The following is a 16,926-nucleotide window of genomic DNA, read 5'->3' on the forward strand; positions in this document are numbered from 1 at the left end:
TCTTACCTGCAAAAATTTAAATGATTACTTAGACTCCAGTACAATACGATGCGTATCGCGGGCAATCATAAGCTCTTCATTCGTAGGAACGACAAGAACCTCTACCTTGGAATCCGGTGTGGAAATACGGCGTGGATCGCCAGAACGAACCTTGTTCAGCTCAGGATCGATCTTCACTCCGAGATAAGTCAGGTTCTCACAAACCTTCTCGCGGACAACAACAGAGTTCTCACCTACACCTGCTGTAAAGACGATCACGTCAACTCCGTCCATAGCGGCCGCATAAGAACCGATGTACTTCCGTAGACGGTATTCGTACATTTCAAATGCCAGTGTAGCATTAGGCTCGCCTTCTGCCAAGCCGTCTGTAACGTCGCGCATGTCACTGCTGCTTCCGGAAATAGCGAGAAGTCCGCTGTGTTTATTCAGCATCGAGTTAACTTCGCTGATGGACAGCTCTTCCTTGTTCATAACAAAAGTAACGACTGCCGGGTCCAAGTCTCCGCTGCGCGTACCCATCATCAACCCTTCTAGCGGTGTAAGACCCATGGACGTGTCATAAGACTTCCCATTCTTAACAGCCGTCAAGCTTGCACCATTACCGATATGGCAAGTAATGATCTTAAGGTCTTCGATAGGACGGTCCAGATATTCGGCTGCTGCCTTACTTACATAATCATGAGAAGTACCGTGGGCACCGTAACGGCGAACATGATGCTTCTTATACAGCACTTTCGGGATTGGATAGAGGTATACCTTCTCTTCCATCGTCTGATGGAACGCGGTATCAAAAGCTACGACCTGCGGAACGCCAGGCATGTTCTTCTCTGCTGCAGTGATCCCCATAATCGCTGGCGGATTGTGCAGTGGCGCCAAGTCGAACAGACGGCGGATCTCCGACTTCACTTCGCCGGTAACTAGTGCGGAGCTCTTAAATGCCTCGCCGCCGTGAACTACACGGTGACCTACCGCTTGAATCTCTTCCACAGATTTCAGCACGCCATACTCAGGATCAACCAGCTTCTCAAGTACCTTGCGAATGGCTGTTGTATGTTCAAGAATTTCCGATACCTCGGTTACTTCTTCCTTGCCTGTTGGCTTATGATTCAGAATGGAAGAATCCATACCGATTCGCTCTACCAGGCCTTTTGCCAAAACAGATTCGTCTGTCATATCGTATAGCTGATATTTTAGGGAGGAACTTCCCGCATTGATTACGAGAACTTTCATATCCGGTCACCATCCTTGTCGTATTTGAAAAATCCTTCGCCGGTCTTCACGCCCAGATGCCCTGCGCGAACCATCTTCTTCAATACGAATGAAGGACGGTATTTCAGCTCGCCGAACTCGCGGAACATCCGCTCCAGAGCTGCCAGCACGGAATCAAGGCCGAATCGGTCTGCCATCTCCAAAGGTCCGTATTGGAATTGATATCCGACACGCATCGAGTCGTCGATATCTTCAGCAGAAGCTACGCCCTCTCCGAACACATGAAGAGCTTCATTGATCATAAGGCAAATAATCCGCGAGGTTACAAATCCCGGAGATTCATTGACCATAATTCCTCGTTTGTCAAGGATTTCCTCTACAAATCCCTTTGTTTCTGCGAAAGTTTGCTCAGAGGTCTTCAAACCGCGTATAATTTCAACCAGGTTAATTTTGGCTACTGGATAAATAAAGTGCATGCCAATTACGCGCTCAGGATACTTCGTTGAGCCCGCAATTTCAGTCAAGCTGAGTGTGGATGTGTTGCTCGCCAGAATGATATGGCTCGGGCATACCTGATCCAGCTGATTGAACACTTCTTTCTTCGCATTCAAATCTTCCGAGATGGTCTCGATAATCATATCGCAAGAACCCAATTCAGCATAATGGGTCACCTTATGAATTTTGGATAAAATTAATTTCTTCTCTGCTTTAGTAATTGCCCATTTCTCGAGCTGTTTGTCCAAGCTCAATTCAATCAGGTCATAAGCTTGGTTCAGCTTCTCCTCGTTTGCTTCTACCAAGAGAACATCCAGTCCTTTGCCAGCCAGCATTTCACTGATCCCTTGGCCCATTGTTCCGCCGCCGACGACGCCTATTCTTTTGAAGTTCATGGTTCGTTTGCTCCATCCTTTCGTTGTATCTTCTCCATATTATACCCGGGATGGTGAAGAATACATCTTTATATACCCAACATATAATAATATCTTAGCACGGACAAAAAGTAAAAAAAAATAACCGGCATAAAAATTTATGCCGGTAAAAGGGTGCTGTCACGAAATTGACAACGGAATTCATCGCCAGAGAGGCGCTCTTCTTTTAGAAGGATGTCTAAAGAATGCTCAAATACCGCCGCATGCTCTTCAAGAAGCTTCTTAGTTCGTGCGGCGAGGTCATCCAGAATCATCTGATTTTCCTTCATCAGCACCTCGGTAGTCACCATATCCATACTCATGATCCCAAGGCTGGTCAGTCCGGATTTCATCATCGTCTGAACCATGTTAAGGGCCTGCTCAAAGTCATTGCTGGAGCCGGTGCTTCGGCCTCCATAGTAGATTTCTTCGGCTGCCGCACCCGCAAGGGCAATCATAATCTGGCCTTCCAGATATGCCTTGGTATAAAGGTATTTCTCTTCCTGGGGGTTATGCCGTACATAACCTAACGCTTTACCGCGAGGACTGAGCGCGACCTGATTCACACTGCCCGGTGCCACAATCTCAGCGAGCACTGCATGCCCCAGCTCGTGAACGGCCACCCGTCTCTTCTCTTCTTGCGTAGATTCCCGGTCTGTCTTCTCACCAAGCATCACCTTATCAACGGCCATTGATAGATGGCGCTGCTCAATCTGGCTGAGATTCTCACGCATCGCGTAGATAGCAGCTTCGTTCATCACACTCTCGAGCTGCGCTCCAGAGAAGCCGTAGGATTCTTCGGCTACCTTTGTCATGTTCACATCCGGATGAAGCGGCTTATTCTTCGCATGAATGTTCAGAATATGCATCCGGCCTTTCTTGTCTGGCAGATCCACTTGGATGTGACGGTCAAAGCGGCCAGGCCGCAAGAGCGCACTATCAAGCATTTCCTTCCGGTTCGTTGCCGCGATCAGCAGAATCCGCGGAGCATCTGACGTATAGATCCCATCCATCTCAGTCAGAAGCTGGTTGAGCGTCTGATCGTACTCGCGCTGCTGCCCGCCTTCCCGCTTGCCGCCAATAACATCGATTTCATCAATAAAGATAACCGCATTCTCTTTATTCTCCTTGAGCGCTCGGGTACGCGCATCCTTGAACAAATCACGGATACGGCTTGCACCTACACCTACATACATCTCTACAAACTCACTGCCGGAAGCGGCAACAAAGACTGCATTCGTGTAGCTTGCCGCTGCCTTTGCCATCAACGTTTTCCCCGTTCCCGGAGGCCCTGTCAGCAGAATCCCTTTGAGCGGACGAATACCGAATTTCTTAATTTCCTCATGTCTAATCATGAAATCCAGAGCTTCACGCAGCTCCTGCTTCGCACTGTCTTGGCCGCCGATCTCTTCAAAGGTCAGTTTGGCAGGGGGAGCCTTCTTCCGCTTCCGCTCCTGAGCGGCACCAACCGTAATTCCGCCTCTCATCACCGTCACGGCATATAACGCTCCCAGCATAATAAGCGCAATAACTACAGGCAGAATATTAACTCCAACGTATGCAAGGAAGATTAAGAGGACGGGAACAAACCCTATCACAATTTCCTTTGTCCATTTAGGCATTATTCCACACTCCTATCTTTTCTGGTATACGCGGGAGAATGATAAATTTGCTAGCTTGTCCATCTGTCAGTGCTATATATACGTTCTGATCATCCATCTCGGCTGTTGCCTGGATACTACTATTTGTCTTGACCAGCTTGCTCAAAGTCTCTGGGATCTGCGTATAATTCCTGTTCTCCATAGCCTCCGCGATTGGAAACATGGCATTGCCCCACCATTTGTCCAAAGCAGGGGAAGAATGATCCTCTACATCGAGCTTTAAGGAGCGATTGCCGAGCAGGGACTTACCGTCTTTATTAATATAATCAACAAGGCCTTTTAGATCAGTTCCTGGCTTCAAATCAAGTTTCAAACCTACCGTGCTTTGGGTAATATCAAGTTGAGCCTCTTTCACACCTTTATAATTTTTAACCAATTTCTCCAGTGGACCCTGGAGTGCCATTTGCCGATAGGTGAACCAGCCTCCAAACAGTAGGACAGCCGTCACGGCAACCGTTGCAACAATCGGGAAAATGCGCAGTTTCACTTAAGGTCCTCCTTCATCTATTTGAGATAATCTATGAATCTTATAATCTGTGAGCCATATTAGTCTTTCACAGGTGCGAGTTGTTCGCGCCTATTTCTGCTGCTTCAAAGTACAGACTATAGTATATCACAGAATATATACCGATAGGCAAAAAAGTATGAACTTAATTTAAATTTTCAAGATTATCTGGAAATGACTATGACTATAATCGCAAAAAAAAAGAGTCTCTCCCTTCTGCGGGCAGAGACTCTTGCTATTTGTTAAACTAAAGTTTTACATTGAACTTTCTATTATAACGGCCTTATAAGGCTCTATAACATTCATTTCTTTAGTTCATTCTATATATTTCTATTGCTTACACTATCGGTTAGGCACGGTGAACTGTTCCGATAAAGGCTGTCCGTTGCTAAATCGATAGAATCGGTAATAATAATGATCATCCGCTTTATAGAATAATTGCCATACATATTGGCCTTCATAGACACCTGGCAGCAGCCGGACAATTCGGGCATCCGGAAGCTCGCTTTTGACTTTGTTGGTCATCGCTTGCTTGGACAGGCCGTTGCTCTTCAGCTCTATATGGGGAGCGCTGTCCCCATCAAGCCAGACCATGATGTCCTCACCATCGGCATTCTTGCCTTCCACTACCCAGCAAACCGTATCCCAGACCGATTTCGTTACCTCCGTCGTCTGAACCAGTCCTGCTTCCTTCTTGGCGCGCAAAATCGCTGCATCCTCCGCCTTCCAGGTGTCCTTCTGCACATAGATGTAATACTGATATACGCCGATAAATACCAGTATAACAGCCATTATAGCAACCAGAATCCACCTCGTCCTGTTCTTCATGCGCGTCACTTCCTTTCCCTGAAAAGGAGAGGAGCTTTCGGCCTCCTTAAACTTGCCTTATGGCTCTTTGCCTTAAGCTCCACTCCACCTAGCTATTCTTATCTTGCGAGCAGCCCTTCAAAAGCTAGCTGAGCCTCCCGCCGGATCCGTTCCTCATCCAGGGTCAAGCAGACGCCGTGCTTCACGATCTGTTTTCCGTCAATCCAGACATGGGCTACATCCTTCGGCCCCGCCGAATATACAGCATGAGAGATATAATCCGTTCTCGGCAGCAAATGCGCTTGATCCGTATCTAGTGCGATAAAGTCCGCCTTCATTCCGACCGCAAGCTTGCCTGTATTGTGTAAAAAGACAGACTTCGCACCGTACTCTGTGCCCATTTTGAGTGCTTCCAAGGCTGGAACCGCAGTAGGGTCACCGGATACACCTTTGTGAATCAGAGCCGCCAAGCGAATCTCTTCAAACATATCCAGATTATTATTGCTGGCTGCACCGTCCGTTCCCAAGGACACAGTAACCCCGGCTTTCAGCAGATCCGGTACACGGGCTACTCCACTCGCAAGCTTCAGATTACTGCCTGGATTATGAGACACAGCTACCCCGTGAGCTGCAAGAATCTCAATCTCTTGATCTTCCAGGTGAACTGCATGTGCAACAAGTGAAGGCCGGCTAAACATGCCAAGCTTCTCAAGATGTGCAACCGGACGAAGGCCATAATCCGCGACGTTCTGCTGAACCTCTGCAGCCGTCTCCGACATATGTGTATGCATCGGCAAATTCAAATCATGTGCGAGCTGCACAAATTTCTCAATATAATCCGGAGGACAGGTGTAAGGAGCATGCGGTGAAATCACCGTTGTAATTCTTCCATCAGCTTGTCCGTGCCAGTCTTTGGAGAAGCGAGCGGCCTCCTCCAGCTTCTGCTGCTGTACATCAGGCGGACACAGACCAATCACGCCGCGTGACAGCACGCCGCGGATTCCGCTTTCTGAAGTCACCTTAGCCACTTGGTCCATATGGTCATACATATCGAGAAAGGTCGTCGTACCTCCCTTGAGCATTTCCAATACAGAAAGCGAGGTTCCCCAATATACATCCTCGCTGGTAAACTTTGCTTCCATCGGCCACATCTTCTCCTGAAGCCATACCTGAAGCGCTAGATCATCACCATAACCCCGCAGCAGAGACATTGCTGCATGGCCATGTGTATTGATCAAGCCAGGCATGAACAGAAGATGCCGTCCGTCAAATACTTCAGTACCCTCCTGAACCTTTGGGCGCTGTTCTCCAATATAGGCTATCTGATCATCTTCGATCAGCATATAGCCATGGATTACAGGCTTCTCTGCCTGCATTACGGCAAAAGCTCCGTTCTCAATCAGCCACTTCCGACTCATTCGTCTGATTCTCCTTCCCGTTATCCAAATAATATGCCAAGCTGAGCAAATCTGTAGTGAAATCGGCGGCATGCACCCTAACTTCAGATGGAACCTTCAGAATGGACGGAGCAAAATTCAAGATCGCTTGAATTCCTGCACGAACCAACTGATCCGCAACACGCTGTGCTTCAAAATCAGGCACCGTAATAATGGCGATTCGTATGTTCTCTTTGATGACAGTCTCCTCAAGCTCCTCGATCGGCTGGATCATCAATGAATTGATCTTTGATCCCACCTTCGCAGGAGATGCATCAAAGACAGCGACAATCTTCATATTGTCGTTCAAATAAGTATTGTAGTTGGAGAGGGCCTGGCCTAAATTACCGGCCCCCACCAACGCCACGCTAATCTGCTGATCCAAATTCAGGATGTGCCGAATCTTCTCAATCAGATAGGTCACATCATAACCGATCCCCTTGCGCCCGAAATCACCAAAATAAGCTAGATCCTTACGGATTTGAGCCGGATTCAAATCCAGCTTCTGCCCAAGCTCCTGTGAAGATACTGTCGATACATCACGGCTGCTCAGTTCATTCAAGTAACGCAGGTAGACCGGAAGACGCCGAACTACGGCATCTGATATTTTCTCTGTTTTCATCTCTAGTGTTCCCCCTTATTTACGCCCCGTGTGCGTACTATTCGGCTGAGTCAAGCCAGTCCGAGATCCGGGAAACCATTTGGCTCATAGGCATATGTTCCATCTTGGGACCCGGCAAAGAATACAAGAAGTACTTGCCGTAATAAGATTCCAGTATACGTGTATCATAAACAATGACAATTCCTCGATCCTTAGAGGATCGTACCAGTCTACCGAACCCCTGCTTAAAACGAATCACTGCCTGGGGAACCGACAGCTTCATGAACGGGTTCTTCTTCTGCTGCTGCAGCCGCTCGCTCTTCGCCTCAACCAGCGGATGATTGGGCGGTTGAAAAGGGAGGCGGACGATAGCAAGACTGGTCAGAGCTTCCCCAGGAATATCGACCCCTTCCCAGAAGCTGCTCGTCCCCAGCAGAACCGAAGCTTCCTTGCTCTGGAATCTGCGGGTCAGCTTGGTACGGCTGCCGCTATCCACCCCCTGCCCAATGACAGAAATTCCATGGGCAGACAGTCTCTCCTTCAAAGGATCATAGACTTGACGAAGCATGCGGTAAGACGTAAACAGAACAAGCATCCGGCCCTGTGTGGCTATAGCGGAATCCGCAAGTGAGCCTGCTAAGGTCTGAATAAAATGCTCATCTCCTACACTTCCCTTTACGCTGGGAAAGTCCCGCGGAATGACAAGCAGCGCCTGCTCCCGGTACCGGAACGGCGAAGGAAGCATGCTTGTTATGAGCCGATCCTGCTCTGCCGCCTCCTGCAGTCCGAGCTGGTCGATCATATATTGGAACGACTTATCTACAGACAGTGTCGCCGAGGTCATCACAACACTCTTTTTCTTGTCAAAAAAATAGGCCTTCAGCTGTTCGCTCACTTCAATCGGCACGGCATACAGCTGGAGAGACTTGCTGCGATAATGACCGTTGCCTTCAAGCCAATACACCGTATCCTCGCTGTCCAGCTTCATGAAAAAGCGCAGTGTATCTCTTAGCGCTCCCAAGTCTTTGAACAAGCCCCCCAGGTCGGTCAGGAGACCTTCAGAGCCATAATCCTCTTGTTCATCCTTAATTTCAGACAGCATTCGCTCTCCCTTGCGGACAACCTCGCTGATGGAGATATGGATTTGATTCTCCAATACCTGCAGCTGATCCCAGTTCTTCGGCTTCTTCATCGGAAGGAGCCGCTGCACGAACTGCCCAGGCTCACCTGGCGCAGCATCACTGCGTTCAGGCATCAGCCCGAACAGAAGGTCACTCAAGCGGTCCCAGCTCTCCTTCACCTCAATTAGAGGAGGATACAAGGTGTCAATCACGCTGCTCCATTCAAGGGCCTTCTCCGTGCCTGTGCTTTGCAGCTGCATGCGCAGGTTCGGAAGCTGGCCTGTCCGGCTGTCCTTATAAAGGCGGGTCAGCGTGTGAATGATCGTGAAATATTTCATATGCAGTCCGAGATGCTTGCCAGCAACATCTTCAAGATGGTGGGCTTCATCGATCACGAGGCGTTCGTAGCTTGGAAGGAGCTGATGTCCGGCCTGGATATCGGTGAACAGCTTGGAATGGTTCGTAATGACGACATCCGACACTCCAGCTTCATGCTTGGCACGATGGTAGAAGCATTTGCGGAACCATGGGCATGAGCGCCCAAGACAGGAATCTGATTCACTGGCCACCGATTCCCAAAAGTCTCCGCCGCGGCCCAGATTCAGCTCTTCGTCATCACCGTTCTGTGTTTGGGTTAACCATACGATCATTTGCCCGGCCGTGATTGCTTCTTCCTTAGGATTGGCAAAATCCCGCCTATTGATCTTATGCTCGAATTTCCGCAGACACAAATAATGCTGACGCCCCTTGAAAACCGCAGCGCGGAAAGGGAATGGAACCGTTTCGGTCAGCAGCGGCAGATCCCGCTCCCGCAGCTGTTCTTGAAGGTTGATCGTATGCGTGCTGACCATGACCTTCTCACCGGTCTTCACAGCAGAATAAATCGCGGGAAGAAGGTAACCGAGCGATTTGCCGGTGCCCGTTCCCGCCTCCACCAGAAGATGCTTGTCTTCTTCAAAAGCCTTCATCACTTCATGAAGCATCAAATTCTGAGCGTCCCGCTCTTCGTAATTTGTCAGCTTCTCCCGCAGACGCTCTCTGACGAGCTCCAGAAAACCGTCAAAGGATACACCTTCCAGCGGGTTCTTCTCCTCATTCATCCGTGCGGGAAGAATATCCATCCAATCTTCAGCTTGGAGCGCAAACTGGCGGTAATACGTAAAGCCATCGCTGTCCGTAGTTTGCAGCGCCTCGCTTTCTCTTTGCTGCACTAACGCATCAAAAAACCAGCCCAAATCACTGTCCTCACCTGCAAATAAATCAGACAGCCTTTGAAGGGTAATCAGCGGCAGCGCTTCAAGCTCCTCCAAACACTTCAGGAAAATAAGTGCCGTTGCAAGCGCATCGCTGTCGGCCTGGTGCGGCCGATCATGCTCCAGACCAAACTCTGCACTTACGAGGCCTAGCTGATAGGACGTAAGGGATGGAAAGCAGATTTTCAGAAAATCCATGGTGTCGAGTATGCGTCCGGTAAAGGGGAGATACCCTGACTGATCGAGCGCATTTTGTAAAAAGTTAAAATCAAATGCTACGTTATGCCCAACCAATACAACATCGTCCAGCATGGGCACAACTTCCATCATCACCTCTTCGATTCCTGGCGCCTGGGCGACGTCCTCGTCGGTAATTCCAGTAAGTCCGGTAATGAAGGGCGGGATGGGCATCCCCGGGTTGACGTAAGAACCGTAAACCTGGGTTACCTGTAAGTCATGATCTATGATGGCAAGCCCCACTTGTATAATTTTATCAGAGGACTGGTTACCCGTCGTTTCAAAATCGAGTACGGCATATTTCATTGTTATTCAGAATCCCTTTCGTTCCAGTCTGTCTTTAAGCATAACAAAAAAATGGCCGTTTGAAAATTGAAGCCAAAAAAAGCAATGCGTTCCTGACGCTCACGGGGCGCCAGGAACGCATCACAGATGGTTCGCCTGTTAAATCAAGGAGGCAAGCTCGCTCTCAAACCGGTAGATCCCCTGATCTGTAAGGCACGCTTCCAGATTGTGCAGTGGCTCGGGAAGCGAAGGATCCAGGCGATACGCCGTCATAAACATAGCCTTCGCCAGATCGGTACGGCCTCCCATAGCTTCTATACAGCCTAGTGCATTACAGCAGATAGATCGGATCCGCTTGTTTGGGGTGGTCTGAAGCACTTCTTCAAAGTGCCCGGCAGCCTCAAGAAATTCGGCTAGATTCAATAAGGACATGGCCAGATACAGACGGGCCAGTACACTGGAGGGATAACGCTGCACGGCTTCTTCGAACTGCTTAACCGCGTCTGTGAACATCTGGAGCTGATAATAGCCCTGCCCTTTAACAAAGGCAGTGCTATCCAATTCCGCGGCTTGAAGATCGGAAGCAGCTTCTTCAGGTTTCCACTTCTGCTGAATCTCCCCCATTTTTTCTTCCAGGGTAAGCCATTCCTCAATGATCCCGTCACTCATATGCTTCAGCAGCCGCCACTTCCGGCTCAGCTCCTGCTTTTGATGACCTTCTGCAGCCGGATAATTTAAGGCGATTTCATCAAGTATTTCGTTCATTTCGGCAAATACATGCTGAAACATCATCTCCACCTCACCTAAACGAAAATGAAATCAGTGCAAAGCATAGGTTCATTTTTTGTTTAGGAGGGGGTTTTCATTCTCGGCTCCAGTTATTGCATAACGTGCAGCCAGGCCCTGTCTGGTAAGTCAAATAACTTTAAAAATTAACGAACTGTCGCGTGTATTTCCTGATGGCTTTTCTCTACGGGCTGATTCCGATCATCCACATAAACCACGGTTGGTTTATAGCCCTTTATCTCTTCAGATGACATTTGAGCATAAGATATAATAATGACTACATCCCCAGGCTGCACCAGTCTGGCTGCGGCACCGTTCAGGCAAATCACTCCGCTTCCCCGAGGGCCTGGAATTACGTAGGTTTCCAAGCGGGCGCCATTGTTATTGTTGACGATCTGCACTTTTTCATTTTCCAGCAAATCGGCGGATTCCATTAAATCTTCGTCTATGGTAATGCTGCCAACATAATTTAAATTCGCTTCAGTTACGGTCGCCCGGTGAATCTTGGACTTCATCATTGTTCTATACATGAACAGGCACCTCATTAGAATGTAATAATATATTATCAATTAACCGCGTTCCCCCGAATTTCACAGCAAGTGCCAGCAAGATGGGCTGTGTGAGTTCTTGAATTGCTGTGTTCTCTGCCAGTGGCTCCAGCGAAGGGAAGGATACAATTTCAATATAATCGATCTCGGCCAGCGGTTGGGCTGCAATCAAATCGTGCATACGTCTGCGGATTTCACGGGGTGTTATGGATTCCCCCGAATCGTACCACTTGCGGGCTTCAAATAGCGATCTCGAGAGGACCAGCGCTTCTTCCCGCTGCTCGGCTGTAAGATACACATTCCGTGAGCTGAGCGCAAGTCCGTCAGCTTCTCTTACGATCGGACATGGGACAAGCTCCACATCCATATTGAGGTCCCTAACCATTTGGCTTAGCACGGCCAGCTGCTGCGCATCCTTAAGGCCGAAGTACGCCCTGTCGGGAGAAGCGAGATGAAGCAGCTTGGAAACCACGGTCGTCACCCCATCAAAATGTCCCGGTCTAGCAGCCCCACATAAGCCAGTGGTCAGCTCAGCAACCTGAACTTTAGTCTTCGTTGGCGTAGGATACATATCCTGAGTTCCCGGAGCAAAAATAATATCCACGCCTTCGCGTTTCGCCAAGGCCTGGTCCCGCTCCAAGTCGCGGGGATACCGGTCCAAATCTTCATTCGGTCCGAATTGAATGGGATTCACAAAGATGCTTAGTACAACCAGGTCATTCTCTTCTCTAGCTTTGCGCAGCAGGCTTGCATGACCTTCATGCAGATAGCCCATGGTCGGAACGAGGCCCACCTTCAGCTCTTTGCCCTCTCTTGCGGCCTTAAACCGCTCCTCCTTGATCGCAGAACGCAGTTCTGCTGGATTACTCATCTGAATCATGATGGGTCCCCTTCTTTCTCTTTCTTGGCACCATACAGCGCTTCAATAACGGCTTCCTCGGCCGTGAATACATTCTCCTGGGCCGGGAATGCTCCGGTCTTAACTTCCTGTACATAGGCAGATATGCCGCTCTTAATAAGCGAACCAATGTCGGCATAGGTCTTCACAAATCTCTTCTCACGGTAATCGGACGTATATTTAAGCACATCATGAAAAACAAGCACTTGACCATCACAGTGACGGCCTGCTCCTATTCCAATCGTCGGAATCGACAGCTCGCGAGTGATGAGCTCGGCCACTTCCTCCGTGACCAGCTCCAGTACAATTGCGAATGCTCCAGCCTTCTCAAGGGCCTTGGCATCCTCCATCAGCCGGCGGGCATCCTTCTCATCCTTACCTTGAACGCGGTAGCCGCCAATCTGGTTCACAGACTGCGGGGTTAGGCCAATATGACCAAGCACCGGAACGCCAGCATTTACGATAGCTGCCACCGTATCCGCAATTTCCGCTCCCCCCTCCATCTTAACGGCATGAGCGTGACCTTCCTGCATCAGTCTCCGCACCTCGCGAAGCGTCTCATCCTTACTACCGTGATAAGTCATAAATGGTAAATCAGTGACGATAAATGTCGATGTAGCCCCTCGCGCTACCGCACGGGTGTGGTACACCATATCATCCATCGTAACTGGAATTGTCGTATCATAACCGAGAACCACGTTGCCCAGAGAATCACCAACAAGGAGCATATCCACCCCTGCCTCTTCCGCAAGGCGTGCAGAAGGATAGTCATATGCGGTGATCATCGTAATTGGCACTGCTTCCCGTTTCATTTTTCTCATTTTCAAAATATTTATTGCCTGTTTGGCCGCCACAGCCTTTCCTCCTCTTCATGAATCAAAAGATAGGATTTGCTTCTCGGGCGCACAAAAAAACCTTTTAGCAGTGCGCTAAAAAGGTCCGAAAGTCCAAAAAAGAGTCACTTGGCGTTCGTCCCTTCTGTCTCGGTCCCTTCGGCTCAGAGCAGAATCCAACGTAACCGACAATAGAATCATGACGGTTATTCAATTCAGATCATCAATAATATGTCCATAAGAGTGCGATTCGCATGGTGCGATACCGCCTCTCAAGGACAGTATAACAAAAGACGTCAACGATTTCATCTATCCAAACGAATATCTCCTGAAAATATCGTGAACCTTTCTCCCTGCTCGTCCAGCAGAATTAGGGCGCCTGATTCATCTAGCGACACGGCCTGCCCTTTGACCTCCCCACGGGGAGTGTTCACAATGAGTGTCCGGTTTATGCTGACAGAAAGTGCCTCCCACAAATGGGCTATCGGACGGAAGCCTTCCGCCAGATATAAATCATACAAACCCTCGAGCTCATTCATAACCGTTCCAGCCAGCACGGCGCGGTCCATGGACTTGCCTGCTGCGATTTTGAGTGAGGTCATGATTTCCTGCAAATCTGCAGGCAACTCATCTTGGGTAACATTAACATCAATACCGATGCCAGCAATACAGTATCTGATCCGCTCTTCCTCTGTTACCGACTCCAGCAAAATTCCGCAGGTCTTGCGGCCTTGGATCAGAATATCGTTAGGCCACTTGATCCCGGCGTCCACACCAGCCACGGTCCGGATCGCCTGGCAGACGGCGACCGCTGTAAGCAGCGTCAGCTGAGGGGCTGCGGTAAGAGGAAGGGATGGGCGAAGCAGAACACTCATCCACAGCCCCTTCCCCGGCGGGGAGAACCATTTCCGGCCCATACGGCCGCGCCCTGCTGTCTGCTCCTCTGCGATCACCAGCGCCCCTTCCGAAGCGCCTTGATCTGCTAGCATTCTTGCTTCCTCCTGGGTAGAACCCGTAATCTCTACAACTTTCAAAGCTCGGCCCAAACGCTTGGTCTGTAAGCTTCCAAGCAGAGAAGCTGGGTCTAGACGATCAGGCACTCCTGTCATCAGATACCCTTTTCGTGAGACAGCCTCGAAGCTGTACCCTACTTCTCTAAGCTTATTGATATGCTTCCATACGGCTGTCCGGCTAATTTGAAGTTTCCGGCTGATTTCCTCACCGGATATGTACTCTCCCGGAGCCGAGCGGAACAGCTTAAGCAGTTCTTCACTGTGATTATTCATCATGAACACGTTCCTTTGCTTCCATCAATAATGTCTCCCGCTCATTGGGAATATCTCCAGCAGCAACTGCATGCAGCAGTTCCTTCATTAGCTTGCCCAGCCAAGGGCCTCCCCGCCGCTCAAGAACTGTAAGCACATCGCCTCCCGTAACGGCGAGATCCTTCAATTCCTGCACTTGAACCTGGCGGTACCAGTCCTGTCCCTTCCTTAACAGCAAACTGTGAACATATATAGAAGGCCCAGCCTCAAGTGAATTCCCCCCGTAAATCACCGCTTCTCTTCGCAGCCATAAACCTGCGATGGCTTGTCCATATTCTACCTGAAGCCGAGTCCAGCAGCGCCGCAGCTGGTCGAAGGCGGGATCACTCTCTTCTTCTGCGGATTCTTCAATGATCAGCGAAGCTTGACTAACGATCTGAGCGTCAAAGTCAAGAATAGCTGCAACCGTATCCGCCACAACATTTGGAAATGTCCAGCTCCTCATCAGCTCACGGGCATCATCCCCTGAACACCCCAGAGACTGAAGCAGCAAGGACCATCTCAGCTCTGGAGCTGTGATCGGAAGGCGCTCCAGATAAGTTATTAAAGTGCCTGGCTTATGCCGGGGAACCGGCGCTTTCAAAGCTTGCAGCAAACCGCTGCGGTCAAGAAATGCCAGACCGCGAAGAGGCTGCGGGCCGGCTACAATACGCTCCAATTCGGCCCGAATACGCTCTACGGCAATAAAGGAGAAGCCGTCACGCTGGCTTTGGAGGCCCCTCCACAAGCTCTTAACAAGGCGAAAGCCAAACACCGAAGCAAAACGGATCGCCCGCATCATGCGGAGGGCATCTTCCTCAAAGCGCTCCTCGGCCCGGCCTACGCAGCGAATCCAGCCCCTTTGAATATCACGCTGGCCGCCATAAGGATCTACAATTCTCCCCCGAAGGTCGCGGGCCATGGCATTCATCGTAAAATCCCTTCGGAGCAGGTCCTCTTCTATGCCGTCTACAAATTCAACACCAGCCGGCCGTCGATGATCGACATAGACGGTTTCCTTGCGAAAGGTGGTGACTTCGAACGGATTCCCTTCCAGCACCACAGTAACCGTACCGTGCTGCAAGCCGGTAGGCACGGTACGTTCGAAGATCTCCATCACCTGCTCCGGTCGTGCTGAAGTGGCAATATCCATATCATGCACAGGCCGCCCCATGATTTCATCGCGCACACATCCGCCGACAAAATACGCAGCAAAGCCGGAGTCTTCTAATCGGCGCAACACCTGTTCCCCCTGTGCAAGCATCAGGGGGTCTACCTGAGACCAAGATAAGCTCAAAATCTTATCCTCCTATTCCAAGCAGATCCAAGAGCAGAAGGCATTAAATCGCTTCCTCCTTAATAAATCGGACTAAGCGGAGTTTTCTTGCCTTCAAGAACTCGATAATAGATCTCCTCATACTGCCTTGTAATGCGCTCACTATTGAACTCTGTTCTCGCCCGCTGAAGACAGGCTTCCTTCGTGCGTGTCTCAAGCTGCGGATGGGTCAGCAGATGAATGGCATACTCTGCCATAGCCCGTGTATCCCCGATAGGAGCCAAATAACCGGTCTCTCCATGAGCCACTAGCTCGGGAATCCCTCCTGCTTGCGACCCGATCGTCGGCACACCGCAGGCCATTGCTTCAAGGGCTACAAGACCGAAGCTCTCCTTCTCCGAGGGTAAGAGGAGGACATCGGCCAAGGAAATAATCTGTGCAATTTCATCCTGCTTGCCGAGAAAATGGACGCGGTCCTCCAGACCGAGTTCCTTGATGCGCCACTGAATTTTTGGCAATTCAGGTCCTTCCCCGACAAACAATAGTCTGGAAGGGACATTCCGGCTTACCTGAGCGAATATATCAAGCACATCACTCACGCGCTTAACCGGGCGGAAGTTAGAGATATGCATCAGGATCTTCTCATCTGGAAACGCAAAGTCACTGCGCAGCGATGCGACATCTCTAGGGTAGTAGACCCGCTTATCCACAAAATTGTATGTAAGATCAATGGGTCTGGTGATATCCAGCACTTCCTGGGTTTCCCGCATTAGATCTTTGGACACCGACGTTACGGCATCGCTCTCATTAATCGCCAGACGAATCAAGTCCTTAAGCGATTCATCCTGTGCCAGCACAGTGATGTCCGTTCCGTGCAGAGTAGTTACTACCTTAAGATCCGGACCTACCATTTGCTTGGCTAAAAAGGCGCAAACCGCATGAGGCACCGCATAATGCACATGCAGAATATCCAGCTTCTCCCGCTTCGCGACCTGGGCCATCTTCGTGGCCAGAGACAGGTCATAAGGCGGATATCTAAATACGTAATAATCGTTTACTTCAACTTCGTGATAAAAAATGTTCTTATGAAATGTGCCAAGACGGAAAGGCACGCTATGCGAAATAAAATGAACCTCGTGGCCCAGTTCCGCCAGCAGCTTTCCGAGCTCAGTCGCTACCACTCCCGAACCACCGAGGGAAGGATAGCAGGTAATGCCGATTTTTAGCGAATGGCTCACTTTCGGGCCACCTCTTTTCC

The 16,926-nt window shown here is 49.8% G+C and carries 15 protein-coding genes; all 15 read right to left on the reverse strand.

Translation table 11 applies throughout. The annotated features are described in order from the left end of the window. Positions 1 to 24: 24 nt before the first annotated feature. Positions 25 to 1,230, reverse strand: coding sequence for an acetate/propionate family kinase (locus DCC85_RS12570; RefSeq protein ID WP_108465903.1), 1,206 nt, complete (start codon positions 1,228 to 1,230; stop codon positions 25 to 27). After that, a complete protein-coding gene (locus tag DCC85_RS12575; RefSeq protein WP_108465904.1) occupies positions 1,227 to 2,099 on the reverse strand; it encodes a 3-hydroxyacyl-CoA dehydrogenase family protein in 873 nt (290 codons plus the stop codon). Before DCC85_RS12575 ends, DCC85_RS12570 begins: the two co-directional genes overlap by 4 nt. 137 nt (positions 2,100 to 2,236) lie before the next feature. Further along, a complete protein-coding gene (locus DCC85_RS12580) occupies positions 2,237 to 3,739 on the reverse strand; it encodes an AAA family ATPase (RefSeq protein ID WP_108465905.1) in 1,503 nt (500 codons plus the stop codon). Continuing rightward, a complete protein-coding gene (locus DCC85_RS12585; RefSeq protein ID WP_108465906.1) occupies positions 3,732 to 4,265 on the reverse strand; it encodes a hypothetical protein in 534 nt (177 codons plus the stop codon). The genes DCC85_RS12580 and DCC85_RS12585 overlap by 8 nt, the downstream gene beginning before the upstream one ends. 360 nt (positions 4,266 to 4,625) lie before the next feature. Next, positions 4,626 to 5,111 (reverse strand): cell wall elongation regulator TseB-like domain-containing protein, encoded by a 486-nt coding sequence (locus DCC85_RS12590; protein WP_108465907.1) that lies wholly within the window; start codon positions 5,109 to 5,111, stop codon positions 4,626 to 4,628. 98 nt (positions 5,112 to 5,209) lie between these two features. After that, the gene (locus DCC85_RS12595; RefSeq protein WP_108465908.1) at positions 5,210 to 6,508 is read right to left on the reverse strand and encodes an amidohydrolase; all 1,299 of its coding nucleotides are present in this window, start codon (positions 6,506 to 6,508) and stop codon (positions 5,210 to 5,212) included. Then, positions 6,486 to 7,148, reverse strand: coding sequence for a redox-sensing transcriptional repressor Rex (locus DCC85_RS12600; protein WP_108465909.1), 663 nt, complete (start codon positions 7,146 to 7,148; stop codon positions 6,486 to 6,488). Before DCC85_RS12600 ends, DCC85_RS12595 begins: the two co-directional genes overlap by 23 nt. A 37-nt stretch (positions 7,149 to 7,185) precedes the next feature. Further along, positions 7,186 to 10,044, reverse strand: a complete 2,859-nt coding sequence (gene dinG, locus DCC85_RS12605; protein WP_108465910.1) for an ATP-dependent DNA helicase DinG — start codon at positions 10,042 to 10,044, stop codon at positions 7,186 to 7,188. Positions 10,045 to 10,182: 138 nt separating this feature from the next. Further along, on the reverse strand, positions 10,183 to 10,815 hold the full coding sequence (locus DCC85_RS12610) for a tetratricopeptide repeat protein (RefSeq protein WP_108465911.1): 633 nt from the start codon (positions 10,813 to 10,815) through the stop codon (positions 10,183 to 10,185). 140 nt (positions 10,816 to 10,955) lie between these two features. Continuing rightward, positions 10,956 to 11,339 carry an aspartate 1-decarboxylase gene (panD, locus tag DCC85_RS12615; protein ID WP_108465912.1) on the reverse strand — a complete coding sequence of 128 codons (384 nt, stop codon included), beginning with the start codon at positions 11,337 to 11,339 and terminating at the stop codon, positions 10,956 to 10,958. Continuing rightward, positions 11,332 to 12,237 (reverse strand): pantoate--beta-alanine ligase, encoded by a 906-nt coding sequence (gene panC, locus DCC85_RS12620; RefSeq protein WP_108465913.1) that lies wholly within the window; start codon positions 12,235 to 12,237, stop codon positions 11,332 to 11,334. Before panC ends, panD begins: the two co-directional genes overlap by 8 nt. Next, on the reverse strand, positions 12,234 to 13,109 hold the full coding sequence (gene panB / locus DCC85_RS12625) for a 3-methyl-2-oxobutanoate hydroxymethyltransferase (protein ID WP_108465914.1): 876 nt from the start codon (positions 13,107 to 13,109) through the stop codon (positions 12,234 to 12,236). Before panB ends, panC begins: the two co-directional genes overlap by 4 nt. 284 nt (positions 13,110 to 13,393) lie before the next feature. Next, positions 13,394 to 14,374 carry a biotin--[acetyl-CoA-carboxylase] ligase gene (locus DCC85_RS12630; protein ID WP_108465915.1) on the reverse strand — a complete coding sequence of 327 codons (981 nt, stop codon included), beginning with the start codon at positions 14,372 to 14,374 and terminating at the stop codon, positions 13,394 to 13,396. Further along, a complete protein-coding gene (locus DCC85_RS12635) occupies positions 14,367 to 15,689 on the reverse strand; it encodes a CCA tRNA nucleotidyltransferase (RefSeq protein WP_234414159.1) in 1,323 nt (440 codons plus the stop codon). Before DCC85_RS12635 ends, DCC85_RS12630 begins: the two co-directional genes overlap by 8 nt. Positions 15,690 to 15,748: 59 nt before the next feature. Continuing rightward, the gene (bshA, locus tag DCC85_RS12640; RefSeq protein WP_108465916.1) at positions 15,749 to 16,906 is read right to left on the reverse strand and encodes an N-acetyl-alpha-D-glucosaminyl L-malate synthase BshA; all 1,158 of its coding nucleotides are present in this window, start codon (positions 16,904 to 16,906) and stop codon (positions 15,749 to 15,751) included. Positions 16,907 to 16,926 lie beyond the last annotated feature (20 nt).

Origin of the sequence: Paenibacillus sp. CAA11 (assembly GCF_003060825.1) — a bacterium.
GTDB lineage: Bacteria > Bacillota > Bacilli > Paenibacillales > Paenibacillaceae > Fontibacillus.